This is a genomic window from Pollutimonas bauzanensis, assembly GCF_900129885.1.
GTDB classification, from domain to species: domain Bacteria; phylum Pseudomonadota; class Gammaproteobacteria; order Burkholderiales; family Burkholderiaceae_B; genus Pollutimonas; species Pollutimonas bauzanensis.
The window spans coordinates 1-26093 of record NZ_FQXE01000006.1 but is presented as its reverse complement, the minus strand read 5'-3'; the positions used below and the strand labels follow the sequence as shown (position 1 = coordinate 26093).

The window sequence follows — 26093 nt, the reverse complement described above, 5'->3', positions numbered from 1 at the left end:
TCCACCTCGCGGCCTGCAGGCCGCTCGGATTCGCCAGGCATAGGACAGTCCGCAGGGACTGTCCTATGTCCAGGCTCATCCTTGAGCGCGCCCGCCGCCAGCAGGCTGTCGGCCAGGGCGATAAACTGCCCCACCGACAACTCCTCGGCGCGCGAAGTCGGCAGAATCCCCAGGCCGTCCCAATCGATCAGGCCGGCCCAGTCATTCAACGAACGGCGCAACATCTTGCGCCGCTGGGTGAATGCCCTGCCCACGAGTTTCTCAAAGGCGTTCTGGCTTTGCGGCCTTGGACGGGACTCGGGCAATGGGGCCATGCGCACCACGGCCGACACCACGCGCGGCGGCGGGTCGAAAGCCTCGGGCGGGACGTCGAACAGCTTGTACATGCTGTAGCGCGACTGCAGCATGACCGACAGGCGCCCATAGTCTCCCGAGCCGGGCGCGGCCACCATGCGGTCTATGACCTCCCGCTGCAGCATGAAATGCTGGTCCAGCACATGATCGGCATAGCCGATCAGATGAAACAGCAAGGGACTGGAAATGTTGTAGGGCAGGTTGCCGACGATGCGCAGGCCGGATCCCAGCAGGGCGAAGTCGACCTGCAGCGCATCGCCCTCGACCACTGTCAGGCGATCGGCCGGATACTGGCGGCGCAGGCGCGCCGCCAGGTCGCGATCGATCTCGACGGCGGTCAGGTGGTCCAGCGACTGCAAAAGCGGCTTGGTCAGGGCCGAAAGGCCCGGACCAATTTCAACCACGGTATCGCCGCGTTGCGGCGCAATGCCGCGCACGATGGATTCGATGATTCCTTCGTCAACCAGAAAGTGTTGGCCAAAACGTTTACGTGCTTGATGGGCCATAGATGATTAACGACGGCTCCGGTTCGATTGGGGATCAAGACGATTGTCGATATAGGCCTGGCCCCGCAGCTGGTTGAGCCAATCCTCGAAGGCCGGCTCGGCGCGGCGCTGGAACAGGATCTGCCTTGCCTGCATGCGCTTGAATTCGGTTTCCATATTCTTGGTGCGCCGCTCAAGCACCTGGATCAGGTGCCAGCCGAATTGGGATTTCACCGGCTGGCTGATCTGGCCGGGTTCGAGATCGTCCATGGCCTGCTCGAAGGCCGGAACCGTTTCGCCAGGTGTCAGCCACCCCAGGTCGCCGCCCTGCGGCGCCGAGACGTCCTCGGAATAGCGCTTGGCCAGATCCTCGAACTTGTCGCCATTCTGCAGGCGCTGGCGCAGCTGATTCAGGCGCGTTTCGGCCTTTTCATCCGACATGACCTTGGAGCTCTTGATCAGGATGTGGCGCGCGTGGGTTTGCGTCACCATCATGGGGCCCTGCGCTTGCGCCTGAGGACCGGCCGGCGCAGGACCCGGGGCGGGAGCCTGCGCCGGGGCGCCGCGGCCACCCGCGGGCTGGCCGCGCGTCAGCACCTTCAGGATGTGGAAGCCATTGCCGCTTTGAATGACGCCGCTGACCTCGCCAGGCTTGAGGTTCTCGGTCGCCTGCAGAAACAGGTCGGGCCAGCCGTTGAGGGGCCGCACGCCCAACTCGCCGCCCTTGAGCGCCTGCGGATCATCCGACGATGCCGCCGCCACGCCGGCGAAGTCGGCTCCGCCACGCACACGCGCCAGCAGGGCCTCGGCCTTTTTGCGCAATTCCTGCACGCGCGACGCTGGCGACCCTTCCGGAACCGCCACCAGGATCTGCGCCAGGCCCAGGACGGCCGGGCCGCTCTGCTGCGCCGGCGCGGCCTGGGCCTGCTGTTGCGCCTGTGGCGCAGGCTGCGCGGCCGGCAACTGCCCGCCCTGGCTCTTCAGGAAGGAATCGATCTCGGCATCGGAAATCACGATGGTGCTGTCGACCGCGCGCTGCCGCAGAAGATCCATGCGCACTTCCTGGCGCAGCGTCTTCATGTAGGTTTCCCAAGGCACGCCGGACTTCTCCACTTCCTCGCGCAGGCGCGCAACGGAAATCTTGTTGCGGTCGGCGACGGTCTGCACGGCCTGCTCGGCCTGCGCGTCGGAAACCCGGATGCCCAGGCGCTCGGCTTCCTGGCGCTCGACCTCTTCGGTAATCATGCGCTGGAGCACCTGTTTTTGCAGGACGGCATGGTCGGGCACCGGAATCTTCTGGCGCTGCAGCTGGTCTTGCGCCAGCCGCGCCTCGGCATTGACCTGCTGCAGAGTAATGACCTTCTGGTTCACGACGGCCGCAATGCCGTCGAGAAACTGCTGGGACTGTTGCGCACTGGAGGGCTCGGCGGCTTTGGCGGCCGATTCAGCAGCTAACGCCACGCCCGACGAGGTTACGCCCAGAATTGGAATCAAAACGGACGCTAGCCGGCGCTTAGCATGCACACTACGCATTATTCATACCTCTCGAAGGTGGTTTTTTCGGGTATTGGTGGGGTGATGGATCGATAGCCTATGATCCGGTCGCTCAGCAGTTTCATTGGGTCGGTGCCGAGCGAGCCCAGGCCGGAGAGTTCCAGCTGGACGAACATCGCGGTGTTGACGTCGCCCCGCGACACCGCATAGCGCTGCATGACGACCCTGCCCACCCAGCAGCAATCGCCCTTGTACTCCAGGCCGAAAATCGACTGGGTGTTGCGTCTTTCCTGCAAGGAGTAATCATAGCGGCCAAGGGCGTAGATCTTGTTGGTCAACGGCCATTGCGCGCCGAGGCTGACTTGCTCGCGCGTTCGGTCGTCGAGGGGATCGATGACATAGTTCGGATCCGTGAAGGCGCGGGGATCGCGCTCGTAGCGATATGACGCCGACAGGGTCGCCAGGCGCTTGGGCTCCCAGCGGAAGCCCGCCGTCATGCGATTGCGCTCGGCGGATTCAGGATTGAACTGGGCGTCGAACCGCACATTCAAGGTGTCGGTCAGCGCGGCGTTGACGCCCACCAGGTAATCCGACTTCCTGTCGGTGCGCAGCCTGTCGTTCGCGCCCAGCCCGACACGCTGATTGGCAAAATAGATCCGCTGGGCCGCGGAAAGCGACAAACGTTCGAAGCCGCTGTCGGCATCGAGCCAGCGGGTGGTCAAGCCGACCGTCAACTGGTTGGCTTCCGCGATGCGGTCCCAGCCGCCGCTGAATATGTTTTCGTCGAAGGCCTGGGAAAAATTGAACGAGGCCAGGCTGGTGTCGAACACCGGTATCTGCGATTGATCGCGGTAGGGCACGTTCAGGTAATAGAGCCGCGGTTCCAGCGTCTGGATCGCGTCGTTGCCGAACAGGGTGGCCTCGCGCTCGAAGGTCATGCCCGAGTCGACGGACATGATGGGCAGCACCCGGGACTGTGTTTTCGGGAAGCCCGCGTACTGGGGCAACTGGTTCGGGAACCAGTCGGTATTGTACTGGCTCAGATGCAGCCCCGCCTTGGGAGTGACGTACCAGCCGGCGCGCACAATGGGGTAGGCGACCGAGGTATACGAAGAAAAGCGGGTTCCATTGGGAGCGATCCGCTGGTCTTTGAAGATGCTGTATTGGGGGATGTCGCCCGAATAAAACGGCATCTCGAACCGGGTTGCGTAGTTGTCCGACTGGACATCGAAGCCGCCCCAGTTATAGCGCGCGCCGCGCACATACAGTTCGGGCAGCTTGTCGTACTGCGGCGCCAAGTATGTCGCGGTCCTGTCCTGCAGGGTCTGGTAGGTATAGGCGTACAGGGAAGCGTTGAAATACTTGTAGCCGCTCCAGTTCAGGCCGGCCGTGCTGGGCAGATAGGTGTTCGTGGCTTCGTTCAGGCCCAGCGAGGAAAAGTCGCGGAAGTAGTCATCGTCCGACACGCGCCGGAGATCGAACGATGCGCTCAGCCCTTCGCCCAGCCGCTGGCTGTGCTGCCAGGAGTAGTACCAGCGCTTGTCATCGGCGACTTTGTCCCGCTCCAGGTAAGTGCCATAGATCTGCCCGCCATAGCTCTCGCCCAGATAGCGGAATTCGCCGCCCAATTGCATGCCGCGCTTGGCCATATAGCGCGGCGTCAGGGTGGCGTCGTAATTGGGGGCGATGTTGAAGTAGTACGGCACCGAGACCTCGAAGCCCCCCGAGCTGGACGTCCCGTAAGTGGGCAGCAGGAAGCCCGACTTGCGCTCCTTGCGGATGGGGAAGGTCAGGTAAGGCGAGTACAGGATGGGCACGCCCTTGAAGTACAGCACGCCGTTGCGCGCCACGCCCTCGTTGTCCTGGAAGTGCAGGTCGACCTGGGACGACTCGATGTGCCACGCCGGATCCGGGCAGGGGCAGCCGGAATAGCTCACATCGGCCAGCCGCATGTGGTCGCGGCTGAGGATGTCCGCCTTGACCGCCTTGCCAGCCCCGCCGGTCGCGCCCAGCCAGAAATTCGGGTCGTTGACTTCGCCGGTTTCGTTGTTGATGTTGTAGTCGATCTCGGGGCCCTTGACGATACTGGCCTCGCGCATGATCAGGCCATTGCCGCGCACCCGAACCTGGCCGGTGGAGCGCTGGTAATCGATGTAATCGCCCTTCACCACCGAATCGATGCGGCGCACCTCGGCCGCGCCCGTCAGCTTGACTTTGCCGTCTTCGTCGGACTCTATCTTGTCGCCGATCAGAAACGAACTTATCTCGTTGTCGTCTATATTCTTGTGGATCTGCAGATTGGGGGCTATCTGCAATTCCGGCAGCGCGGGACGCGGGCTCGCATCCGCGCCAGGCGGCTTTGCCTGCGCCGCCGACACGCCAGCGACCGCTAGAAGAATTGTCCACCAAACCAAACGCACGAGTATTTCGTCCCCGAAAAAAACTGACTATATTTTGGCACAGCTGCCGACCCGTAATGATTGGCGACCCGGTATTATAGAGAAGCTGGCGCGCGCGTGGTTAATGCAAGCCGGCTGAGCTATGCCCACCCTTTACTTCATCATGGAAAAAGAACCTTGAACTCCAGCGCCGAATCCCGATTGTCCGCACTGAAAAACTGGCTGCACGGCATTGCCGGCAGCCATGGCCTGGACATCGGCAGCCTGCGGCCGGCATCCAGCGACGCCAGTTTCCGGCGCTATTACCGCCTCGGGACCGCGTCGGGCACGGCGATCGCCATGGACGCCCCGCCGGGGCAGGAAGACTGCCGCCCCTTCGTTCACGTCACCGGGCTGCTTGCGCAAGCCGGCCTGACCGTGCCCGCCATCCTGGCGCAAGACCTGCAACAAGGCTTTCTTTTGCTTTCCGACCTGGGCGAGCAGACCTATTATCAGGCCATACAGGCCGGATTGGACGATGCGCGCCTGCAAAAACTGTATCGCGATGCGATTGCCGCGCTCGTGCGCATGCAGGGCGCCAGCACGACCGGCCTGCCCGCCTATGACGCCGGCCGCCTGGCGCAAGAGCTTGCCGTTTTCCCCGAATGGTATGCGCAGCGGCACTGCCAGGCCAGCCTGGGCGCCGCCGAAAATACCGTATTGGAAGAAACTTTCGCCGCCCTGATAGCGGACAATATCAAGCAGCCCAGCGTACTGGTGCACAGGGATTTCCACTCGCCCAACCTCATGGTGGGCGCGGCGCAGGAAAACCCCGGCATCATCGACTACCAGGATGCGCTCGTCGGCCCGCTCAGCTACGACATCGCCTCGCTGGTCATGGATGCGCGCACGACCTGGGAAGAAGCGCAGCAGCTGGACTGGGCCATACGCTACTGGGAGGCCGCCCGCGCAGCGGGGCTGGCCGTGCCGGACGATTTCGCCGACTTCCATCGCGCCTATGAATGGATGAGCCTGCAGCGCAATCTTCGCATCCTGGGCGTCTTTGCGCGGCTTTCGCATCGCGACGGCAAGCACCACTACCTGGACCACATTCCGCGCGTCAACACCTATGTGCGCCAGGTGGCCGGCCGCTACAACGTTTTCCGGCCCCTGCTGCGCCTGCTCGACAAGCTCGAAAACCGCCAGGTCACGACCGGATACACTTTCTGATGCGGGCGATGATACTCGCCGCCGGGCGCGGCGAACGCATGCGCCCGCTCACCGACAGCGTGCCCAAGCCCTTGCTGGCGGCGGGCGGCAAGCCGCTCATTGTCTGGCATATCGAGCGCCTGGTGCTGGCGGGGATCACCGAAATCGTGATCAACCATGCCTGGCTGGGCGGGCAAATAGAGCAGGCTCTCGGCGACGGCAGCCAGTACGGCGCGCGCATCGCCTATTCGCCCGAGGCCCGGGCGCTGGAAACGGCCGGCGGCATAGCGCAAGCGCTGGCTTTTTTCCGCGGCCAGCCTTTCCTGGTCATCAATGGCGACGTCTGGTGCGATTGGGACCCCGCCCAGGCGCAGGCGGCGGCCGCCGCCATGGACGGGCGCACGCTGGCATGGCTGCTATTGGTCGACAATCCCGCGCAGCACCCGCAAGGCGATTTCCAGCTGCATGCGTCGGGCCTGGTGACGGACAGAACCTGCGGCGCCGACCCGGCGCTGACATTTTCAGGCATAGGCATCTACCGGCCGGCCCTGTTTCAAGACATCGCCGGCCAGCAGGCGGCCGCGCTGGCGCCCTTGTTGCGCCGGGCCATGGCCGCGCGGCAAGTGCGCGGCAGCCGCTACGGGGGACGCTGGGTGGATGTCGGCACGCCGCAGCGCCTGGCCGATCTCGACCGGGCCCTGAGCTAGCGACGCGCCATGGCGCACGGTACACTGCGTCTTGAGCTGAACGGCCTGGATGTGTCGAAATTTGCCAAGGCGAAACCAAGCTGCGCAATCGATGGCACAGACCCGGATACCGTTTATGCTTTAAGGTTTTTCGGCAATGGATCCGCATTGATTTCCGTTGTCATGCAATACAGGAAATAAATACCCATGTTCGGATCGTCTAAACGCCGCGTCTTCAAACCTACGGCGTACGGCAACACCCGCCGTCCGCGCCGCATACCCCGCTGGCTGGTATTGATGCTGACCGGCATCATACTGGGCGCCGGCGGCCTGCTGTTCCTGCAGAAGAGCTACGGCCCCACGCGCCTGACCGTCGAGCAATCCGAACAATTGCACTATGACCTGAACAGCAGCAATATGGACAAGCAGCGCCTGCAGTCGCAGGTCAATCAGCAAAGCCATGACGTCAAGGAAACGCGGGCCAGCCTGGAGTCGCTGACCGCCGAACTGAAAAAAGCCAAGGAACAGGTCGCCAAGCTTACGGCCGACCTGCAATTGTTCGCCGACGCCATGCCGCCCGACCCGCGCGGCACCTCGCCCGGCATCCGCTCGGCGGCATTCAGCAACAGCGCCGGACAATTGGCCTACCAGATACTGGTCATGCAGGACAAGGGCAAATCGGACACCTTTGCCGGCGAGGTCGAGCTGGTGGTTGCGGGACGGTACGCCAACGGCAAGTCCGCCAGCATAGACCTCCCCCCCTTCAATATCCAGTTGCAGCAGTACACCCATGTGCATGGGACCGCACCCTTGCCCGAGGGGTTCAGCGCGCGCCAGGTGACGATCAAGATAACGCCGCAAGGCTCGAAAAAGCTCAGCGCAACACGCACCCTGCGCGTGGCGCGCTAGGCGCCGCTCCGCTCAGGCCACGTGCTGCAGGAAATCCTTCAGGCGCTGGCTGGGCGGATTGCTCAATAGCTCGCCGGGCGGGCCGTCCTCCGCAATTTTTCCGCCGTCTATGAATATCAGGCGGCTGCCCACCTTGCGGGCGAATTCCATTTCGTGGGTGACCACCACCATGGTCATCCCTTCTTCGGCGACATCCTGCATGACCTTGAGCACCTCGTGGCGCAGCTCGGGATCGAGCGCCGAGGTGGGCTCGTCGAACAACATGAGCTGCGGCCGGATGGCCAGGGCCCGGGCGATTGCCACGCGCTGCTGCTGGCCGCCGGAGAGCTCGCCCGGATAATGATTGACCTTTTCTTCCAGCCCGACCTTGCCCAGCAAGGCGATGGCCTCGTCCCTGGCCTGCTTGCGCGAGCAGCCGCGCGTATGCACGGGCCCGAACATGACGTTCTCGAGCGCGGTCAGCTGCGGAAAAAGATTGAACTGCTGGAACACCATGCCCGCCTCGCGGCGCAGTTCGCGCACTTCGGCGCCGCTGCCGAGCACGCTCAGGCCGTTGACGATGATGTCGCCCTCCTGGATGGTTTCCAGTACGTTGATGCAGCGCAGAAAGGTGGATTTACCCGAGCCCGACGGGCCGACCACGACCACCACTTCGCCCTTTTCGATGGTCAGGTCTATGCCATCGAGCACCGTGCTGGCGCCGAAGCGCTTGACGACTTTCTTGAACTCGACGATGCTCATACGATTTGCGTCCTGTGTTCGACGAACTTCAGGGTCAGCGCGATGATGCCCGTAAGAATCAGGTAGATGACGGCCACCGCGCCCCAGATTTCGACCGAACGGAAATTGCTGGCTATGATTTCCTGGCCCTGGCGGGTCAGCTCGGCCACGCCGATCACAATGAATAGCGAAGAATCCTTGAGACTGATGATGCACTGGTTGCCCATCGCGGGAATCATGCGGCGCAGCGCAACCGGCCCGATGATATACGCCAGGATCTTGTAGAAAGGCAGGCCCATGGCCTGCCCGGCTTCTTTGAGCCCCTTGGGCACCGACTGCAGGGCGCCGCGCACGATTTCGGCGATATAGGCGCCCGAATTGATGACCAGCGTGAAAATGGCCGCCAGCAATGCGTCGATGCGCCAGCCGGAAATCAGCGGCAGCGCAAAGTAGATGAACATGACCTGGACGACGATAGGCGTGCCGCGTATCAGCAGTATGTACAACTGCGCCAGGAAGGACAGGGCGACGGGTATATAGGCGGTGAAGCGCCACAACAGGCCCAGCGCGATCGCTGCCTGAAGCGCCAGCCATGCCCAGTCCGGAACGCCCGCGAGATAGGTCGCGCCTATCCATGAAGCCAGCTTCAGCAGGACATAGATGGCCGCCACGGCGGCGATGGCGATGGCGGTGGTCTTCCAGGTGACCAGCACCTTCACATAGGTAGTCACCACGCCGGACAGAAACCCGATGATCGTACCCCCGATCAAGCCCAGCAAGGTGATTTGCACCGTCATTTTTGTGCCTTCGAGGAGGCTGGGCAATGCATCCCAAATGGCAGACCATTCAAATGTCACGTCGTTTGCCTTGAAAATGGGGCGCCAGGCAAGCAAGCCTGGCGCCGTCAGACAAAAAACGGCGATCCAGTGTGACACCGATCGCCGTAGTGAGCCTGGCCGGGTTTACTTTACTTGAGGGGCTTTTTCGCCGAACCACTTTTGGTAAAGCGCATCGTACTGGCCGTTAGCCTGGATGGCCTTGAGCGCATTATTGACGACCGGAACCAGTTCGCTGCCCTTGGGAAAGGCTATGCCGTAGAAGTCGCCGCTTTTGAGCGAGCCCACTACCTTGACGCGGCCTTCGCCGCCGGTCTTGGCGAAATACTGAAGATTGGGGGTGTCATGCACGACAGCGTCGACCCGGCCGGTGGCAAGTTCCAGGAAGGCGTTGTCGATATTGGGGAAAAGCTTGAGCTTGGCGTTGGGAACATTCGCTTTCATATAATCGACGGTCGCCGTGCCGATTTTCACCGCCACGTTCTTGCCTTCCAGGTCTTTGGCCGTATTGATGCCGGTATTGTCCTTGCCGACCAGGATGGCCAGGCCGCTTTCATAGTAAGGATCGGAAAAATCGATCACTTTCTTGCGGTCGTCGCGTATGGTGATGCCGGCGAGCGCCGCGTCGATATTGCGGGTTTGCAAGCCGGGAATGATGCCATTGAAGTCCATGGGGCGGAAGGAGTACTTGAGCCCCGCCTCTTTGGCGATCGCATCCCACAGCTCGATATCGAAGCCCGTGTACTTGCCGTCCTGCTTGAACTCGAAGGGCACGAAAGCCGTGTCGGTGGCGATCAGCAGCTCTTTGTCCTGGGCCGCGTGGGCGGCGGGCAGCGCCAGGGCAAGTGTCAATCCGGCCAGCGCTGCCTTGATTTTGTTCGTGAACATAAACGACTCCTTGATTGGGGCGACCCTGAAAACCGTATGGTAACCGAAAGAACCTATGGTTTTTCGCAAAAATTCCGCCCGAGCCCGCCGGGAAAACGCCAAACCCCGGGAAAACCCGGGGTTTTTCTGGCCTGACGGGGCACGTCGTCCGGCACGATAGGGCCGATCAAAAAGCGGGAACGATGGCGCCTTGGTACTTGTCCTGGATGAACTGTTTGATCTGCGGGCTTTGCAAAGCCTGCACCAGTTTCTTGATGGCCGGCGAGTCCTTCTTGGCCTCGGTGGTGACTACCAGATTGGCGTAGGGCGAATCCGAGCCCTCGATGAACAAGGCGTCCTTGACGGGATTGAGCCCCGCTTCTATCGCATAATTGGTATTGATGAGCGCCAGGTCCACGTCGGGCAGGATGCGCGGCAAGGTGGCGGCCTCCAGTTCGCGGAATTTCAGGTGCCTGGGATTCTCGGCGATATCGCGCGACGTGGCGAGAATATTGGCCGGGTCCTTCAGCTTGATCAGGCCTTGCTTCTGCAGCAAGAGCAAGGCGCGCGCGCCATTGGAGGGGTCGTTGGGCAAGGCGACCAGCGCGCCATCCTTCAGTTCCTTGGTGCTCTTGATTTTCTGGGAATAGGCGCCAAAGGGTTCGACATGAACCAGGCCTACCCCGACCAGACTGGTTTTGTGCTCTTTGTTGAATGAGTCCAGATAGGGTTGGTGCTGGAAAAAATTGGCGTCGATATGCCCGTCGGCGACCTGCTGATTGGGCTGCACATAATCGGTGAACACTTTGATGTCCAGCTCCACGCCCTCCTTGGCCAGCACCGGCTTGACCAGTTCGAGCAGCTCGGCATGCGGCACCGGCGTGGCGGCGACGCTGAGTTTTTCCGCGTGGGCGGCGGCGCCCGCCAGCATTGCCGCTACGGAAACCGCCAGTACTGGCGCGATTTTCTTAAAAAACATGATTTACTCTCCAGAAAATTATCTGCGATTCAGCCTGGCAACCAGCCTGTCGCCGAACACCTGCAAGACCTGCACCATCACAACAAGAACCACAACCGTCACCACCATGACATCGGTCTGGTAGCGCTGATAGCCAAAGCGCAGGGCCAGGTCCCCCAGGCCCCCGCCCCCAATCACCCCCGACATCGCCGAATACCCAACCAGCGCGATCGCGGTCACGATGATCGCCGCGACGATGCCCGTGGTCGCCTCGGGAATCAGCGCCATCAGCACCGTCTGGCGCGAATTGGCGCCCATGGCCCGGCACGCCTCGGATACGCCGGGGTCGAGTTCGCGCAATACGTTCTCCACCAGGCGCGCGAAAAACGGCGCCGCGCTGGCCACCAGCGGCGGAATCGCGCCTTGCACGCCCAGGGACGTGCCGGCCAGCACCCGCGTCAGCGGGATCATTACGATCAGCAGGATCAGAAAGGGCACCGAGCGCAGCACATTCACCACGAAGGACAGCGCATGATAGGCCGGGCCGTTTTCCAGCATTTGATGCTGGCTGGTCAGGAACAGGATGATGCCCAGCGGCAAACCGATGACGACGGTGAACACCAGGGAAAAGCCGGACATCAGCAAGGTGTCTATGGTGGCCTCGCCTATCAGGGCCCAATCGATATTGGCGAACATCATGGCCGCAGCACCTCGCATTCCACGCCCGCGCCGGCAAATACGCCGTCGAGCTGTTCCTGCGCCGCCGCATCGCCCTGGACCGCAATGACCAGCTGCCCATAAGGCGTGTCCTTGATGCGGCTGACCGAGCCCTGCAAAATGCTCAGGTCCAGGTTCAGATCGCGGCTGGCGCGGCTGAGCATGGGCTGGACCGTCGACTCGCCGCGAAAACTCAATCGTATCAAGCGCCCCGCGATCCCCTGCGCCATCTCGCGCCAGCCTTCGGCGTCCATGCCGCTTTCCGACAGCAGGGACTGCGTCACAGGGTGCCGGGGGTGCAGGAAGACATCCAGCACATCGCCGCGTTCCACGATGACGCCGGCGTCGATCACGGCCACGCGGTCGCATACTGTCCGGATCACATCCATGCCATGCGTTATCAGGACTATCGTCAACCCCAGGCGCTTATTGATGTCCAGCAGCAGGCGCAAGATAGACTGAGTGGTTTCGGGGTCCAGCGCCGAGGTCGCCTCGTCGCACAGCAACAGCTCCGGGTGGTTGGCCAGCGCGCGGGCTATGCCGACACGCTGCTGCTGCCCGCCGGACAATTGCCGCGGATATTTCCCCGCATGATCCGCCAGCCCTACCAGGGCCAGCACCTCGTGCGCCCGCTCCAGGCGCCGGGCCCTGCTCAGGCCGGCCAGCCGCAAGGGAAAGCAGACATTGTCAAGAACCGTGCGCGAACGCAGCAGATTGAAATGCTGGAACACCATGCCCACGCCTTGCCGGAAGCGGCGCAATTGCGGCTCGCCAAGCCGCGTGATATTCTGGCCGCCCACCCATACTTCGCCCTGCGTGGGCCTTTCCAGCAGGTTGAGCATGCGTATGAGGGTGCTTTTGCCGGCGCCGGAGCGCCCGATGATGCCAAAGACCTCGCCCTGCCGGATATCCAGGTCCACCCCGGCGAGGGCGTGCGAAACACGGCCCGGCGAGGCATAGGTTTTATGGATATTTTTCAGGAGAATCAAAACGCGGGCTTCCCAAAAACGGCGGCGCCACTGAAACAGCGGTGGTGGCACAATTTAACATAACCGCATAAGCATTTTTCATAATTCCTTATAGTTAAAAGGAATATTGATTGCACGGAAAATCATGTATGGATGGCGCCGCGGCGCATGCCTGGGCCACAAGCGCGGCGCTTATGGTAAAACCAATAAAAAACCAGCCGCGGGGGCTGGTTCTTTAAAAAGGCTCGGTGGTGGGTCGTGCGCGGTTCGAACGCGCGACCAACGGATTAAAAGTCCGGTGCTCTACCGACTGAGCTAACGACCCAACCGAAGAACGAGATTATGACGCCATTTGAAAAGGCTGTCAAATAACCCAAGCCGCGAGAACAAGCAAACAAGCCATGTCCACTCCTAGCGCCATCCGGCTCCACATCCTGTCCGATCTGCATTTGAGCCGGGCGGGCCTGGCCATTCCCGAAACCGACGCCGACATCATTATCCTGGCCGGCGATATCGCGCGCCCCAGGGAAGCCTTGCAATGGGCCGGCGGCTTCAGCAAGCCGGTCCTGTATGTGCCCGGAAACCACGAGTTCTACGGCGGCAGCATAGGCGGCACGGTGCGCGAGCTCGAAAAATACGCGGCGGGGACCGGCATACATATACTCGACAACAGCGAAATCGTGCTGCAGGGCGTGCGTTTTCTGGGTTCCACGCTGTGGACCGGCTTCGACTTATACGGTGCGGGCGCGCTGCGCGAACAAGCTATCGAGCAGGCTCTCGCCTTCATGTACGACTTTGTCCGCATCAAGGCGGACACGGCGCCGGGCGGCGCGTTCTCGCCCGCCGACATGGAAAAGCTCTTTCATGCCAACCGCTCATGGCTGCAAGCGAAGCTGGCCCAGCCTTTCGACGGCCCCACCGTGGTCATCACACATCATTCGCCCTCGTCCAGAAGCATACATCCCCGATTCGAGGGGTCCTTGATCAACAGCTGCTTCGTCTCCGACAGCGAATACCTGATGGGCGCGGACCGCGCCGCGCTATGGATACACGGCCATACCCACGACAGCTTCGACTACCAGGTCAATGGCACGCGGGTGGTATGCAACCCGCGCGGCTATGTCAAAGACGGCGTCAATGAAAACCCCGCCTTCGATCCCGAGCTGGTCATAGAACTGTCCACCGCCCGCAGCGGCGGCGGGCAGTCCGGCGCGCCCTAGCGGGCCGCGCAATCGGCCGAGGAGTTTTCCTTTTTCAGATAGGCGATCAGGTCGGCGCGCTCCCGCGCGTCGGTGATCCCCGCATAGCCCATCGAGGTCCCGGGGACCATCTTCATGGGGTTCTCCAGGAAGCGGTTCAAGGTTTCTTCGTCCCAGATAATCCTGGAGTCTTTCATGGCCGGCGAATAGGCGAAGCCGGGCGCCGTGCCGGCTTGCCTGCCGAACAGGCCGCAATGCCGGGGGCCCGTTCGATCGTAGGCCCATGCATGGCAGGCGAGGCAGCGCGAATAGATGGCTGCGCCGCGCGCCGCGGCGCCGGACGCCACGGCCTGGGGCCAGGCGGGCCGGATTCCCCCGGCGCCGTACGCACAGAAGCTCGCCCCCAATATAAGCAGCCACTGCGCGGGTTTCATGACATGAAGGCGGAAGGCACCGGAGGCTCGCCCAGCGCATTGCGCAAGACCGCCCAGTGCATCGCTTCGTCGCCCAGTATGCTGGCCGCCGCCTTGGCCAGGTCGCGGTTGTCGAATACCGGCACCGCGCCCAGGTAGGCGCTGACCGCTCCCTTTTCAAGCAGGGAGGCAAAGCGCAGGATGTCGGCCTGCGACTTCAAAGCATCCACCGGAAAGATATATTTTTCTTTGGCCGATACGGGTTTGCCGCCCAGCGTCTGTATGGTCTTGGCCAGCAGGCCGGCATGCTCTTTGTGATGTCCCTGGAATGTCAGCGCCAGATCCAGGACGGGTTTTTGCAACAGGCCGCTGTCGGCGCCCAGTTGATAGGCGGCGATGGCCTCCAGCTCGGCGCCCAGGGCGGTATTGAGGATGCGCACGTCCGAGGCGCCGGACTCCTTGCCTTTGCCCTTGGCCAGGGCGTCGCGCCCCGCCATCAGCGCCACCGCGGCGCCGGACAACAGCAGCCCGGACCTCCCCAGGAATACGCGGCGCGCGTCGCGGGTGTCGGGGTTATGGACAAAACTGAGAAACGACATGGTACTTCTCCTCGCAGGATGGGACTTGAAATCATGGACGGCTCATCGGCGCCGCGTCCAGGCGCGCCATGACGGCCGCCACGATCCGGTCGCAGCGATCGCCGGCAAACGCGAAGGCAGTGGCGACGCCGTCCCCCATGTCGCTCTGCAAAAACGCGCGCAACAGCTTGCGCGCCCGGAAATAGCGGGTCCGCACCGTGGCGGCCGGTATGCCCAGGCAGGCGGCGGTTTCCTCGACGCTCAGCTCTTCCACCGCCCGCAGCACAAACACGGCGCGGAACAAATCGGGAAGCTGGTCGATGCGCGCCTCGAGCAGTTGGCGGGTCTGCGCGCGCGCGAGGCTGGGCTCGGGCTGGCCGGAAAATTCGTCTGAGGTCATGGTTGCCGTGACATCGCCACGCTCTGCGTCGTTATTGAATTCCAGCCAGGTCGCAAGGCGATTTATCTTGCGCAGGCGCCGGTTCGATTCATTGGCCGCGATGCGCACCAGCCAGGTCGACAGGCTGGAATCGCCGCGGAAACGGGGGATGGCCTGGTAGGCCTTGTAAAAGGCTTCCTGCACCGCCTCTTCGGCGTCGGCATCGTTGCGCAGGATGCTGCGCGCCACGCGATAAAGGCGCTGATTGTGGCGCCGCATCAAGGCCTGCAAGGCCGTCAAGTCCTTCATTGCGATGCGCTGGGCCAGTTGCGCATCGGTGGCACAGGCGCGGTCGGCGGGCTTTACAAGGGCAAGAGGCATGGCGGCAACCAGAAAGTGAGTCAGTTACCGCATTAGATACCGCTGCCGCGGCCGGCGTTCCCGCGCCCAAAGAAAAAGGGAGAGGCTTATCGCCTCTCCCCTTCCAGGCCCCGCGGGCCGGCGCCCTTGATCAGCGAGCCCGGGAAATACGCACCTCGGCGCCGCGGCGCTTGACTTCCAGCCCTTCGGCCGGCAGGATGCGCAAGCCTTCGAGGCCCTTGATATAGCTGGAACCCTGCATCTGCATCACGCGTATCTTGTTGCGCATGACCACGGGGCTGTGTTCCGGCATGCCGAACATCCAGACCTCGTCGAGTATCCGCGCCGAATTGAAGTCGCCCGTATGCTGCGCGGTGGGTCCCAGGCACAGCATGTGGCCTTCGCGCCCGAAAACCGGCAAGGTGTCCAGGCCGGCTTCCACCGTCCAGGTGGTGCCGCCCTCGTAGCGCCAGCCGGTGTTCAGGTCCCACCAGGCGTCGCCCTTGGGCAAATACACCTGGATATGGCTGCCCGGCTGTAGCGCCGGGGCGACCAGCAATGCCGGGCCCAGCATATATTGAGTGTCCCAGACCTGGGCGACAGGGTCGGACGGGAAAGCCAGCGCCATCGACCGCTGCACCGGCAGGCCCGTGCGCACCGCGTCTTCGATGATGCCCAGCACGTAGGGAATCAGCCGGTAGCGCCACTGCAGCCAATGCTGGACCAGTTCGCGGGTGGCGCTATCGAATGCGCCGGGCAGCAGCGCCGGTATGCCCTGGAAGCTGAAGTTGCCGGAAAACACGCTCATGGCCAGCCAGCGGATATAAAGCTCGGGCGTCATGCCGCCAACGGGATGCCGGGCCGAGCCCAGGCAGTGCGTTTGCACCGGCACGCCGCTATCGGCCAGGGACAGGGCCGCGCGCAAGGTTTGCTGCAGCGCCGCCCAGTCGTTGCCGGCCTGCGGCCCGGTTTGCCAGGCGAAGCGCTGCACCGCCGGAAACAGATCGGTGCTACAGATCACGCCTTCCTGCGGCGTCTTGTGCCCCGCCACGGCGTCGAACAAGGCCTGGCGGGCCAGCAGGGGATATATCGTGCGCAGCGCCGGACCGGATTCGCCGCCGCGCGCCGTGATGCCGTCGGGGATATCGAACTGCGCATCGCAAGAAGGCGATCCCAGCCCTTCGTCCACCAGTTGGCGCTGGCGCTCGGACCACAGCTTGTAGACATCCTTGTTGGTCAGGTCGAGCAGCCCGAAGTCCTGCCCGCCGCTGACGTCATCGCCGGGAAAAACATGCGCGTTGCCGTCGTCGTCGATCAGCAGCCAGCCCCGGTCCTCCCATTCGGCGAACATATGGGTGCCGCAAAGCACGCCCGGAAACGAGGGAGCCGCGAGCTGGACATTCAGCGCCTGCAAGCGCGCGAACAGATCGCGCGTATCGGAGACTCGGGCCGGCGCCCATTCGAAGGCCGGCTTGTCGGCCTGGAAGCCATACACCGCCGGCGCCGCAAGGCGCACCACATCCAGGCCCCATTGGTTGGCGCGGAACTCCTGCACGAGGCGCAGCGTGTCGTCGATGGACTGGCCGGGCGCCTGGTCCAGCCATACGCCCATGGGCCAGAGGCCGGGCTGGCCGGCGCGGCCGGTCAAGGCGGTATATTGGTTGAGGATTTCGGCGGGCTCCCCCGCAAAGATGAACAGGTCGAAAACCGGGTCGTGCACCAGCGCCTGGTACAGATCCGGGTTCTCGCGGCCCAGGTCGTGTTCGACCCGCTGCAGCGAATTGACGTAGAGGCCCCAGCCTTTGGGGCTCCAGACCAGGGGCAGCGCGCGCGCCGCCGGCGCGTCCGACACCAGGAAACCGCCACGGCGATCCTGTTCGCCGCCGGACTCGCCCAGCCCGTGCAAGGCGTCGTCGCCATCGAGTTCCGCGCTGAAGCGCCACGCCACGGCGCCGTCGCCGGCGCCCTGCTTGCAAGCCAGCGCGGCGCCGGGCTGGGTGCGCAACAGGCATTCGTCGCCCCGATACAAGGCGATTTCCAATGGCGAGCGAACGATTTCCAGGGCGATATCGCCCTGTTCCAGGCGCCAGCCCAGTTGCGCCGGTTCGGCGATCGAGCTCACCGCCAATTCGCCCACGGCTTCTTGCCGGGCAAGCAGCATTTCGGCATGCGCCCGCGAACGCGCGCTGGGCTTATCGCTTTGCAACGATTCGGCGGCGGCGCAGCGCAAGCGGTAGACGCCGGGCGCGTGGGCTTCGACCTGAAGCTGCAGCTCGGTGTCATCGCAAGCGAAATCGGCTCGCGTCAATTTCGCCGTAATAAAATTCAGGGTAACAAGTTGCGTCACGTGAGCAAGGTCAGACTTGGGCGGCACAGCGCAATCCTCGGGGCATACGCCCAAAAAGCATTTTAAAAGCCACTATTTTGACGGATTTGCGCTATAAAATAAAATCGCATGGCTTTATGCGACTTTCGAAACCGTAAAAAACAGCTTATCTTGGGGAAATCCTGCGTAATAACTCCCGTTCCAAAGGCAAGGGTTCATGGTCCAGCGCGGCGGCGATCACGTCGCCCGCCAACGCCGCCCAGCTAAGCCCGCGCGATCCATATGCGCAAGCAAGCCACAAGCCCGGCACATCGTCAATAGGCCCGATTACCGGGAGCCGGTCGCTTACCGCCGCGCGCCAGCCCGCCCAGCCATCGCCCGGGCCAGGCAATTGACCAATTCGGCAAGGTACCACATTTAGCAAGCCAGCCACTTTTTTATTGATCTCCAGGTGGCCTTGCAGCGTGACCTCGCTGACCGCGGCGTCCTGCAGGTAGGTGCTGCCGCCCACGGACCGCCCATCGACGGGAGGCAGGCAATATCCGTCGCCAGCCAGGACTGCGCGCAAGGATGCCGTCTCGCCGCCGCTGTAATAACTGACCTGGCCCGCCAGGCTGTATATGGCCTCCACCTTGGGAAGACGCGGGACGCCCGGAACGGTCGCCAGCAACGCGGCCGCCTGCCCGGCATTGGCCAGAACCGCCAGCGCGGCGCTGGCCAGTTCTTTCCCCTGGGCATCCAGCGCGCGCCACAGGCCCGCGCCATCGGTTTGCAGCCTTGCCGCCCGGCCGACCTTGCAGTGTATACGAGGATGATACAGCAAGGCTTCGAGCAGAGCCTGGGGCTGGACCCGCTGCCCATCGGCGAACCACAAGCCGGCGCAGGCCAGCGCCCTTCCAGCCCGGCGCGACGCCTCGGGCGCGTCCAGCCAGCCGACCCAGTCGTCCGGAAAACCCAGGTATGCCAGCGCATCGCGGCAACGGCTGGCTTCCCGCGCATCGGGAACCAGTTCGATAGTCCCGCAGCGCCATGGCCGGGCATCGCCCGGCAAGCCCTGCCAGCGCTGCAAAGCGCGGCTCACGCCGGCCCGGCTGAGCCGCGCCCGTATGTCGTCGTCGCGGCTGATCACCGGCGTCATAGCCGCCGCGATATGCCCTCGATGGCTGGCTCCGAGCCCGCCGGCGAACACCGGGTCCAACAGCGTCACCTCGTGGCCGCGCAGCGCCAGGGCCTGCGCAATGCCGGCGCCCGCCAGCCCCCCGCCCACCACCAGCGCCGGCTCGCGCGGCGGGCGCGCCGCATGGCCGCGCCCCATGCCGGGGCGCAAAGTGGCCACGGTGATTTCCCGCTTGCCGCCGAAGCCCGGCGCCTTGGACACCAGGAAGCCCGCGTCGCGCAAGCCGCGCCGCACTTCGCCGGCGCAGCACCAGGTGGCGGCGGTCGCCCCCTGATTGGCCATGCGCACCAGTTGGCCGAAAAGCCCGCGCGTCCACATGTCGGGATTGACCCGCGGCGCGAAACCATCCAGAAAATAGGCGTCGACCTCGGCGCAAGCCTGTTTGGCCAGCCTGGCGACCGAGCCGAAAGCCAGGGTAAGCGTGACGCTGCCGCCTTCGAACTCCAGCCGGTGCAAGCCGGGCAACAAAGGCGGCCAGGCGGCGACCAATTGGCTGGCCAGCGCCTTTTCAGGCTGCGGCAGGCTGCCCGCAAGAATCCGGCCCAGATCCTGCCGCGCAAAAGGGTGCGCTTCGAAGGACAGCACATGCAAGCGCGCGCAGCGCTGCGGGTCGTCGCGCCAGGCTTGCCACAAGGCCAGAAAATTATTGCCCAGGCCGAAGCCCGTCTCGCACACCGTGAAACTGTCTTTGCCCTGCCAGCGCCGCGGCAGGCTGTTGCCGTGCAGGAAGACCCTGCGGGCCTGCTCCAGCGCGCCCCATGCCGGGTGGTAGACATCGCCGAAAGCCGGGCTCATGGGCGTGCCGCGCTCGTCGAAAGCGACCGTCGCCGGAATCAGGCGCTCGTAGTTATCGGACATACATGGGCATGGCGGGGTTAAGGAAAAAATAAATTATCGTCACGTACAATGGTACGTGACCGGGAGCACAATGCCTCCGTTCTTGTTGACCTGGATCCACTGTATGCAATCTTTCCGACTTCCTCTCAGCGACTGCCTGGATGCCGCCGTGACGGCCGCGCACGCCGGGGCAGCTATTCTACAATCGTACGCCCATAACCGGGCCGAGCTGGTCATTGACAAAAAAATGCGCAACGACCTGGTGTCCCAGGCCGACCGGGAGGCGGAGCTGGCGGTCATCGAAATCCTGCGCGAGCGCACGCCGCAATTGGGGATAGTGGCCGAAGAAAGCGGGGGGCAGACATCGGGCGCCGCGACCTGGTATATAGACCCGCTCGATGGCACCACCAATTTCCTGCATGGCATACCCCAGTACGCGGTGTCGATCGCCCTGATCGCCCATGCCGGCGCCCTGATCGAGGGCGACACGCCTCTGCAGCATGATACTCCGGTCATCGGCGTGATTTACGACCCGAACCGCGAAGAGCTTTTTACCGCCATGCATGGCGTGGGCGCATGGCTCAACGAGCGGCGCATCAATTGTTCGCAAACCGAGCTCTTGAGCGAATCGGTCGTGGCCACCGGCTTCCCGTTTCGCGATTTCTCGTTCGCCGAGCAATACATGCCTACCCTGGACTACGCCATCAACAACACCCGCGGCGTGCGCCGGCTGGGCGCCGCCGCCCTGGACCTCGCGTGGGTCGCCTGCGGACGCTACGACGGCTATTGGGAAATGGGGCTGGCGCCCTGGGACGTTGCCGCCGGGACCGTCATCGTGCGCGAAGCGGGCGGCATCTGCGAAGACATGCATCATCGCGACCCGTGGCCGATCAAGGGCTATGTCTATGCCGGCAATCAGCATACGGCGCCCGCGCTGGATGCCATGATCCAGCCGCAACTGAAAAAAGACTAGGCCCGCGCCTCGTCGCGCAGCGCCCGGCGCAGGATTTTCCCTACATGGCTCTTGGGCAGTTCGGTCCGGTACTCGAACAGATGCGGGCGCTTGTAGGCGGCCAGGCGGGCGCGGCACCAGTCCCGCAAGGCCTGGTCATCCAGGCCCGCGTCCTTCTTGACGATGAAAACCTTGACCGCCTCGCCGGTGCGCTCGTCGGGAACGCCCACCGCCACGCACTCCAGCACGCCCGGATGCCCCGCCACGACCTCCTCGACCTCGTTGGGATAGACATTGAACCCGGAGACGAGAATCATGTCCTTCTTGCGATCGACCAGGCGCAGGCGCCCTTCCGGGCTCATGACCGCGATATCGCCGGTCTTGAAATAGCCCTGGTCGGAAAAAGCCTGCCGCGTCTCGTCGGGCCGCTGCCAGTACCCGGGCATGACCTGGGGGCCGCGCACAGCCAGTTCGCCCGGCCCGCCTGGCGGAGCTTCGCGCCCCTGGTCGTCCAGCAGCATGACCTCGGTGCCGGGCAGGGGGAATCCGATGTCGCCGGAATATTCGCCGGCATCGGCGGGGTTGGCCGACACCACCGGCGAGGTTTCGGACAAGCCATAGCCCTCGATCAAAGGCCGGCCCGTCACTTTGCGCCATTTGTCCGCCACCGGCCGTAGCACGGCGGCGCCGCCCCCCAGGCACAGTTTCAGGCGGGAAAAATCCAGCGCGGCGAACTCATCGCGCTCCACCAGGCTGTTGAACAAGGTGTTGACGCCCGGAAATATATGAATGGGGTCCCGGCGCCAGGCGCGGAATATGCTCGCAAGATCGCGCGGATTGGCGATCAGCACGCTGCACATGCCGGCATGCAAGGCAAACAGGCCGCAAAGGGTCAAAGCGAAGATATGGTATAGCGGCAAAGCGCTCAGGAGCAGCAATGGCTCGCCTTGCGCGTCGCCCAGCGCCGGGCGCGCCACGGCCTGCACTTGCAGCACATTGGCCACCAGGTTGCGCTGGGTGAGCATGGCTCCCTTCGGAACACCCGTCGTGCCCCCGGTGTACTGCAGGACGGCGACATCGTCCATGGAAATTTCCGGCCTGCTCCACTGCAGGCGCGCGCCCTCGCGCAAGACGGCGGCCAGGGGGACCGCGGCGGCCAGCGCATAACGGGGAATGGCTCTTTTGACATGGCGCAGGGCGAAATTGACCGCCCAGCCTTTGATTCCCAGCATATCGCCAGCCGACACCAGCACCACCCGGCGCGGCAGGACAGCCACGGGCACGGCGGCAAGCGTCGCCGCGAAGTTTTCAAGGACAAAGATGGCCTGCGCGCCGCTGTCCTGGAGCTGGTGCTCCAGTTCGCGCGCGGTGTACAGGGGGTTCACGTTGACGATGATCATCCCCGCGCGCAGCGCGCCCAGCACGGCCACCATATAGGGCATGACATTCGGCATCATGAGCGCCACCCGGCTGCCCTGCGGCAGGCCCTGATGCTGCAGCCAGGCGGCGATGGCATCGGCCTGGCGATCCAGCTGCCCGTAGCGCAGATCGCGCCCCATAAAGGCCAAGGCCCGCCGCGGCCCGTGCTTGCGGCAGGCCTGGTCGAGCATGTCCACCAGCGAGGTATACGCGCCGAGGGCGAGTTCCCCGCGGGCATCTGCGGAAGAATAATGCGGGCAAGGTGTGTCCATGAGCTGGATGGGGCCGCCGCGCCCTTTTTTGGTTTCGATAATTTGATGATACGCTGTCACAAGCGTAAAGTTTGCCGACGGACACTACAGGACCCGCAATCATGAACCTAGCTGAATCTATCGTCGGATGGAAGTCCGAAATCGCCGCCATACGCCGCGACATTCACGCTCATCCCGAGTTGGCTTACGAAGAGGTCAGGACCGCCGACGTCGTCGCCCGCGAACTGGAGTCCTGGGGAATACCCACCCATCGCGGCCTTGGCGTCACCGGAGTGGTCGGCACCATACACGGCAGAAACCGCAATGGCCGGGCCCTGGGCCTGCGCGCCGACATGGACGCGCTGCCCATGCAAGAGCTCAACACCTTCGGCCACGCCAGCAAACATGCCGGCAAAATGCACGCCTGCGGCCACGACGGGCACACGGCCATGCTGCTGGCGGCGGCGCGCTACCTGGCCGAGCGCCGGGATTTCGACGGCACGGTCTATGTCATATTCCAGCCTGCCGAAGAAGGCTTCAGCGGCGCCAAGGCCATGATGGACGACGGCCTGTTCACCCTGTTCCCCATGGAGGCGGTGTTCGGCATGCACAATTGGCCCGGCATGGATGTCGGCACTTTCGGCGTGATCGCCGGGCCGATAATGGCGTCCAGCAACACCTTCGAGATCAGGCTCGAGGGCAAGGGCGCGCACGGCGCCATGCCTCATCTGGGCGTGGATCCCGTCATGGCGGCGGTGCAGCTGGCGCAAAGTTTCCAGCTGATCATCAGCCGCGACCGCAACCCGCTCGACCCCGCGGTGCTCAGCATTACGCAAATCCACGCCGGCTCGGCCGACAATGTGATCCCCAACGATGCGGTAATGCGCGGCACCGTGCGCACTTTTTCCGAACAGGCCCTGGACCTGATCGAAAAGCGCATGGGCGAAGTCACCGAATACACCAGCCGCGCGCTGAACTGCACGGCGGAATTCAACTTTCTCCGCAAGTATCCGCCCACGGTGAACCATGGCCGCGAAGCCGCTTTCTGTGCCCGGGTGCTCAAACAGATAGTAGGCGACGACAAGGTCGATCAGGCGGTCCAGCCCTCCATGGGCGCCGAAGACTTCGCCTTCATGCTCAAGGAAAAGCCCGGCTGCTATGTCTGGATAGGCAATGGCCAGGGCGGCCATCGCAACGCGGGCCACGGACTGGGGCCTTGCATGCTGCACAACGGCAGTTACGACTTCAACGACGACCTCATCCCCCTGGGCGCCACCTATTGGGCCGAACTGGCCAGGCAATGGCTGGCGGCGCCCACGGACTGACCGCGCCGCGCCGGCGTAATTAATAAATGTTTAACGGCTGCGCCGCCACTTGCCGTTAAAATGCTGCTTGCTCCGTTTATGGCTTCCCATGCGCCTGTACGGCGCAAGTCTTTCGCATAGCCTGCCTGTGCGCGTGTTTGCCGCGCAGGCCGTTCAAAATCTGGAGCCGTTGCCTTGAGTGCCGATAACAGCCGTACCGTTCTACCCCCTCCAGAAACCCATGCCGTGCTGCGGGTCATGCCGCAGCCGTCCGATGCCAATATCCACGGCGACGTCTTTGGCGGCTGGATCATGTCGCAGGTCGACATTGCGGGTTCCATTCCCGCCACGCGCCGCGCGGCCGGCCGGGTGGCCACCATCGCCGTCAATTCTTTCACCTTCAAGCAGCCGGTGTTCGTCGGCGACCTGCTCAGCTTTTACGCCGAAATCATCAAGGTGGGCACCACGTCCGTCACCGTCTCGGTCGAGGTCTACGCCGAGCGCCAGCGTCTGGAGCTCGAAGTCGTCAAAGTCACAGAAGCCACTCTTACCTACGTTGCCACCGACGACCAGCGCAAGCGCCGCCCTCTTCCACCCGTTTAATACAAGGTTTGCCTATGTCGGACAGTCCAGTCAAGCCTGAAGAAAGCCAGCCTATCACCATTCCCCGCCGCCTCGATCCCGAAGACGCGCAGCAGGCGCTGCAGCAGTTGCAATCGATACTCAAGCGGCAGGAGGTCGTGGAAGCCCTGGCGCACCGCCAATACGAAAGCGACGACCGGTCCAACCTGCTGGAAGGCCTGCTGCATCGGCAGCACGAGAACGAGATCAAATCCATCATCAACGATTTGCATCCGTCCGATATCGCCTTCATCCTCGAATCCTTGCCGGTGCACGAGCGCCAGGCGGTATGGCAGCTGGTCAGCGCCGAGCACGACGCCGACGTGCTGCTGGAAGTCGACGACTGGGCGCGCGAATCCCTGATCGAGTCCATGGACCACCAGGACCTGATCGCGGCGACCGGCAACATGGACGCCGACGAGATCGCCGACCTGGCCCCCGACCTGCCGCCCGATGTCATCGCCGAAGTCCAGAAAGGCCTGACCGACGAAGAGCGGGCGCAACTGATCGAAGCCATGGGCTACCCCGAAGACACGGTGGGCGCCATCATGGATTTCGAAATGGTCCGGGTGCGGGAGGATGTATCGCTGGAAGTGGTGCTGCGCTACCTGCGGCGCCTGCATGAGCTGCCCGACCACACCGACCAGATTTTCGTGGTCGATCGACAGGACAAGCTGCAAGGGACGCTATCGCTTTCCACCTTGCTGGTGCGCGAGCCCGACATGCTGGTGTCCGAGGTCATGGTCACCGAATACCTGACGCTCAATCCGCTGGATTCCGACGCCGACGCCGCGGGCGCATTCGAACGCTACGACTTGGTGTCGGCCGCCGTGATCGACGACCAGGGCCGGCTGATCGGGCGCGTGACCATCGCCGAGGTGGTGGACGTGATCCAGGAAGACTCCCAGGAACAAGCGCTGTCGCGCGCCGGTCTGCAAGAAGAGGACATCTTCGCGCCGGTGCTCAGTGCGCTGCGCAACAGGGCCCCGTGGCTGTTCGTCAATCTTTGCACGGCGTCCATCGCTTCGCTGGTGGCCTCGCGTTTCGAGGACACCGTGAGCCAGATCGTGATACTGGCCTTCCTGATGTCCATCGTGGCGGGGATAGGCGGCAATTCGGGTAACCAGACCATGACGATGATCATCCGGGCGCTGGCGGTGGGCCGCGTGACCAGTTCGAATGCCTGGCGGCTGGTCAAGCGCGAACTGACGGTGACTTTTCTTGTCGGCGCCTGTGGAAGCGTGGTGGCCGCCACCTTCGCATGGGCGATTTCGGGCTCGCTGGCGATTGCGGCCGTCATGATGACGGCGATGATCTGCAATATGCTGATCGGGGCGGCGCTGGGGGTGCTTATTCCCATTTTGCGCGATCGCTTCGGCAAGGACCCCGCGATGGGCTCGTCGGTGCTGCTGACCTTTGCCACCGATTCGCTGGGATTCCTGATTTTCCTGGGGCTGGCTACCGTGTTTCTGATGTAGAGCGGCTGCGGTTTTTCTTGACACGCCGCTGGCGCTGATGTCGTGCAGCGATGATTGTCTTTAACGCGCCGCTGTCGTGCATCGGCGATTGTCTTTAACATGTCGCTGTCGTGCATCGGCGACTGTCTTTAACACGTCGCTGTCGTGCATCGGCGATTGTCTTTAACACGTCGCTGTCGTGCATCGGCGATTGTCTTTAACACGTCGCTGTCGTGCAT

The 26093-nt window shown here is 63.4% G+C and carries 22 protein-coding genes, 1 tRNA gene and 1 pseudogene; 8 read left to right on the top strand and 16 right to left on the bottom strand.

From position 1 onward, the window contains the following. Nucleotides 1-86 precede the first annotated feature (86 nt). The 3 genes and pseudogenes from rsmA to BUB23_RS12345 form a co-directional block, all read right to left on the bottom strand. Nucleotides 87-860: pseudogene (gene rsmA / locus BUB23_RS12355) on the bottom strand (16S rRNA (adenine(1518)-N(6)/adenine(1519)-N(6))-dimethyltransferase RsmA); the annotation flags it as partial. 6 nt (nucleotides 861-866) lie between these two features. Beyond that, nucleotides 867-2375, bottom strand: a complete 1509-nt coding sequence (locus BUB23_RS12350) for a peptidylprolyl isomerase (protein ID WP_073103457.1) — start codon at nucleotides 2373-2375, stop codon at nucleotides 867-869. After that, complete coding sequence (locus tag BUB23_RS12345) at nucleotides 2372-4753, bottom strand: LPS-assembly protein LptD (RefSeq protein WP_073103456.1); 2382 nt, start codon at nucleotides 4751-4753, stop codon at nucleotides 2372-2374. Before BUB23_RS12345 ends, BUB23_RS12350 begins: the two co-directional genes overlap by 4 nt. Before the next feature lie 156 nt (nucleotides 4754-4909). Here BUB23_RS12345 and BUB23_RS12340 point away from each other — a divergent pair, with 156 nt between their 5' ends. The 3 genes from BUB23_RS12340 to BUB23_RS12330 all read left to right on the top strand — a co-directional run bounded on the left by BUB23_RS12340 (nucleotide 4910) and on the right by BUB23_RS12330 (nucleotide 7515). Continuing rightward, a complete protein-coding gene (locus BUB23_RS12340; RefSeq protein ID WP_073103454.1) occupies nucleotides 4910-5941 on the top strand; it encodes an aminoglycoside phosphotransferase family protein in 1032 nt (343 codons plus the stop codon). Next, a complete protein-coding gene (gene murU, locus BUB23_RS12335) occupies nucleotides 5941-6627 on the top strand; it encodes an N-acetylmuramate alpha-1-phosphate uridylyltransferase MurU (RefSeq protein ID WP_073103452.1) in 687 nt (228 codons plus the stop codon). Before BUB23_RS12340 ends, murU begins: the two co-directional genes overlap by 1 nt. Before the next feature lie 186 nt (nucleotides 6628-6813). Continuing rightward, a complete protein-coding gene (locus BUB23_RS12330; protein WP_073103450.1) occupies nucleotides 6814-7515 on the top strand; it encodes a DUF6776 family protein in 702 nt (233 codons plus the stop codon). 12 nt (nucleotides 7516-7527) lie between these two features. Here the strand turns inward: BUB23_RS12330 and glnQ are convergent, their stop codons facing one another. The 7 genes from glnQ to BUB23_RS12295 form a co-directional block, all read right to left on the bottom strand. Continuing rightward, nucleotides 7528-8256 (bottom strand): glutamine ABC transporter ATP-binding protein GlnQ, encoded by a 729-nt coding sequence (gene glnQ, locus BUB23_RS12325; protein ID WP_073103449.1) that lies wholly within the window; start codon nucleotides 8254-8256, stop codon nucleotides 7528-7530. Continuing rightward, nucleotides 8253-9032 (bottom strand): ABC transporter permease subunit, encoded by a 780-nt coding sequence (locus BUB23_RS12320; protein ID WP_245801255.1) that lies wholly within the window; start codon nucleotides 9030-9032, stop codon nucleotides 8253-8255. Before BUB23_RS12320 ends, glnQ begins: the two co-directional genes overlap by 4 nt. Before the next feature lie 165 nt (nucleotides 9033-9197). Continuing rightward, nucleotides 9198-9959: a glutamine ABC transporter substrate-binding protein GlnH gene (glnH, locus tag BUB23_RS12315; protein WP_073103447.1), complete on the bottom strand. Its 762-nt coding sequence runs from the start codon at nucleotides 9957-9959 to the stop codon at nucleotides 9198-9200. A gap of 166 nt (nucleotides 9960-10125) precedes the next feature. After that, nucleotides 10126-10917: a MetQ/NlpA family ABC transporter substrate-binding protein gene (locus BUB23_RS12310; RefSeq protein WP_073103445.1), complete on the bottom strand. Its 792-nt coding sequence runs from the start codon at nucleotides 10915-10917 to the stop codon at nucleotides 10126-10128. An 18-nt stretch (nucleotides 10918-10935) separates the two neighbouring features. Then, nucleotides 10936-11595 carry a methionine ABC transporter permease gene (locus BUB23_RS12305; RefSeq protein WP_073103444.1) on the bottom strand — a complete coding sequence of 220 codons (660 nt, stop codon included), beginning with the start codon at nucleotides 11593-11595 and terminating at the stop codon, nucleotides 10936-10938. Next, the gene (locus tag BUB23_RS12300) at nucleotides 11592-12602 is read right to left on the bottom strand and encodes a methionine ABC transporter ATP-binding protein (RefSeq protein WP_073103442.1); all 1011 of its coding nucleotides are present in this window, start codon (nucleotides 12600-12602) and stop codon (nucleotides 11592-11594) included. Before BUB23_RS12300 ends, BUB23_RS12305 begins: the two co-directional genes overlap by 4 nt. A gap of 228 nt (nucleotides 12603-12830) precedes the next feature. Next, nucleotides 12831-12906, bottom strand: a tRNA-Lys gene (locus BUB23_RS12295). 76 nt (nucleotides 12907-12982) lie between these two features. Here BUB23_RS12295 and BUB23_RS12290 point away from each other — a divergent pair. Next, on the top strand, nucleotides 12983-13801 hold the full coding sequence (locus BUB23_RS12290; RefSeq protein ID WP_245801254.1) for a metallophosphoesterase: 819 nt from the start codon (nucleotides 12983-12985) through the stop codon (nucleotides 13799-13801). On the opposite strand, the gene BUB23_RS12285 is transcribed toward BUB23_RS12290, so the two are convergent. The 5 genes from BUB23_RS12285 to mnmC all read right to left on the bottom strand — a co-directional run bounded on the left by BUB23_RS12285 (nucleotide 13798) and on the right by mnmC (nucleotide 19871). Next, nucleotides 13798-14214: a c-type cytochrome gene (locus BUB23_RS12285; RefSeq protein WP_073103440.1), complete on the bottom strand. Its 417-nt coding sequence runs from the start codon at nucleotides 14212-14214 to the stop codon at nucleotides 13798-13800. The genes BUB23_RS12290 and BUB23_RS12285 overlap by 4 nt on opposite strands. Beyond that, on the bottom strand, nucleotides 14211-14792 hold the full coding sequence (locus tag BUB23_RS12280) for a ferritin-like domain-containing protein (protein ID WP_073103438.1): 582 nt from the start codon (nucleotides 14790-14792) through the stop codon (nucleotides 14211-14213). Before BUB23_RS12280 ends, BUB23_RS12285 begins: the two co-directional genes overlap by 4 nt. Nucleotides 14793-14823: 31 nt before the next feature. After that, on the bottom strand, nucleotides 14824-15531 hold the full coding sequence (locus BUB23_RS12275; protein ID WP_073103437.1) for an RNA polymerase sigma factor: 708 nt from the start codon (nucleotides 15529-15531) through the stop codon (nucleotides 14824-14826). A 130-nt stretch (nucleotides 15532-15661) separates the two neighbouring features. Then, nucleotides 15662-17884 carry a glycoside hydrolase family 31 protein gene (locus BUB23_RS12270; RefSeq protein ID WP_073103436.1) on the bottom strand — a complete coding sequence of 741 codons (2223 nt, stop codon included), beginning with the start codon at nucleotides 17882-17884 and terminating at the stop codon, nucleotides 15662-15664. Between the two features lie 118 nt (nucleotides 17885-18002). After that, nucleotides 18003-19871, bottom strand: coding sequence for a bifunctional tRNA (5-methylaminomethyl-2-thiouridine)(34)-methyltransferase MnmC2/FAD-dependent 5-carboxymethylaminomethyl-2-thiouridine(34) oxidoreductase MnmC1 (gene mnmC, locus BUB23_RS12265; protein WP_073103435.1), 1869 nt, complete (start codon nucleotides 19869-19871; stop codon nucleotides 18003-18005). 103 nt (nucleotides 19872-19974) lie between these two features. On the opposite strand from mnmC, the gene BUB23_RS12260 reads away from it, so the two are divergent. After that, nucleotides 19975-20823, top strand: a complete 849-nt coding sequence (locus tag BUB23_RS12260; protein WP_073103434.1) for an inositol monophosphatase family protein — start codon at nucleotides 19975-19977, stop codon at nucleotides 20821-20823. Here BUB23_RS12260 and BUB23_RS12255 read toward each other — a convergent pair. Continuing rightward, on the bottom strand, nucleotides 20820-22493 hold the full coding sequence (locus BUB23_RS12255; RefSeq protein ID WP_073103772.1) for an AMP-binding protein: 1674 nt from the start codon (nucleotides 22491-22493) through the stop codon (nucleotides 20820-20822). The genes BUB23_RS12260 and BUB23_RS12255 overlap by 4 nt on opposite strands. Nucleotides 22494-22594: 101 nt before the next feature. On the opposite strand from BUB23_RS12255, the gene BUB23_RS12250 reads away from it, so the two are divergent. The 3 genes from BUB23_RS12250 (at nucleotide 22595) to mgtE (ending at nucleotide 25875) form a co-directional block, all read left to right on the top strand. Continuing rightward, the gene (locus BUB23_RS12250; protein ID WP_073103433.1) at nucleotides 22595-23797 is read left to right on the top strand and encodes a M20 aminoacylase family protein; all 1203 of its coding nucleotides are present in this window, start codon (nucleotides 22595-22597) and stop codon (nucleotides 23795-23797) included. Nucleotides 23798-24034: 237 nt separating this feature from the next. Next, nucleotides 24035-24379 carry an acyl-CoA thioesterase gene (locus BUB23_RS12245; RefSeq protein ID WP_073103770.1) on the top strand — a complete coding sequence of 115 codons (345 nt, stop codon included), beginning with the start codon at nucleotides 24035-24037 and terminating at the stop codon, nucleotides 24377-24379. A 14-nt stretch (nucleotides 24380-24393) separates the two neighbouring features. After that, complete coding sequence (gene mgtE / locus BUB23_RS12240) at nucleotides 24394-25875, top strand: magnesium transporter (protein WP_073103432.1); 1482 nt, start codon at nucleotides 24394-24396, stop codon at nucleotides 25873-25875. Nucleotides 25876-26093 lie beyond the last annotated feature (218 nt).

Excerpts from the sequence above, each read along its gene's own strand:
- murU (WP_073103452.1), top strand. The coding sequence starts at position 5,941 with ATGCGGGCGATGATACTCGCCGCCGGGCGCGGCGAACGCATGCGCCCG.
- BUB23_RS12330 (WP_073103450.1), top strand. The coding sequence starts at position 6,814 with ATGTTCGGATCGTCTAAACGCCGCGTCTTCAAACCTACGGCGTACGGC.
- glnQ (WP_073103449.1), bottom strand. The coding sequence starts at position 8,256 with ATGAGCATCGTCGAGTTCAAGAAAGTCGTCAAGCGCTTCGGCGCCAGC.
- BUB23_RS12320 (WP_245801255.1), bottom strand. The coding sequence starts at position 9,032 with ATGACGGTGCAAATCACCTTGCTGGGCTTGATCGGGGGTACGATCATC.
- glnH (WP_073103447.1), bottom strand. The coding sequence starts at position 9,959 with ATGTTCACGAACAAAATCAAGGCAGCGCTGGCCGGATTGACACTTGCC.
- BUB23_RS12310 (WP_073103445.1), bottom strand. The coding sequence starts at position 10,917 with ATGTTTTTTAAGAAAATCGCGCCAGTACTGGCGGTTTCCGTAGCGGCA.
- BUB23_RS12305 (WP_073103444.1), bottom strand. The coding sequence starts at position 11,595 with ATGATGTTCGCCAATATCGATTGGGCCCTGATAGGCGAGGCCACCATA.
- BUB23_RS12290 (WP_245801254.1), top strand. The coding sequence starts at position 12,983 with ATGTCCACTCCTAGCGCCATCCGGCTCCACATCCTGTCCGATCTGCAT.
- BUB23_RS12285 (WP_073103440.1), bottom strand. The coding sequence starts at position 14,214 with ATGAAACCCGCGCAGTGGCTGCTTATATTGGGGGCGAGCTTCTGTGCG.
- BUB23_RS12280 (WP_073103438.1), bottom strand. The coding sequence starts at position 14,792 with ATGTCGTTTCTCAGTTTTGTCCATAACCCCGACACCCGCGACGCGCGC.
- BUB23_RS12275 (WP_073103437.1), bottom strand. The coding sequence starts at position 15,531 with ATGCCTCTTGCCCTTGTAAAGCCCGCCGACCGCGCCTGTGCCACCGAT.
- mnmC (WP_073103435.1), bottom strand. The coding sequence starts at position 19,871 with ATGTCCGATAACTACGAGCGCCTGATTCCGGCGACGGTCGCTTTCGAC.
- BUB23_RS12260 (WP_073103434.1), top strand. The coding sequence starts at position 19,975 with ATGCAATCTTTCCGACTTCCTCTCAGCGACTGCCTGGATGCCGCCGTG.
- BUB23_RS12255 (WP_073103772.1), bottom strand. The coding sequence starts at position 22,493 with ATGGACACACCTTGCCCGCATTATTCTTCCGCAGATGCCCGCGGGGAA.
- BUB23_RS12250 (WP_073103433.1), top strand. The coding sequence starts at position 22,595 with ATGAACCTAGCTGAATCTATCGTCGGATGGAAGTCCGAAATCGCCGCC.
- BUB23_RS12245 (WP_073103770.1), top strand. The coding sequence starts at position 24,035 with ATGCCGCAGCCGTCCGATGCCAATATCCACGGCGACGTCTTTGGCGGC.
- mgtE (WP_073103432.1), top strand. The coding sequence starts at position 24,394 with ATGTCGGACAGTCCAGTCAAGCCTGAAGAAAGCCAGCCTATCACCATT.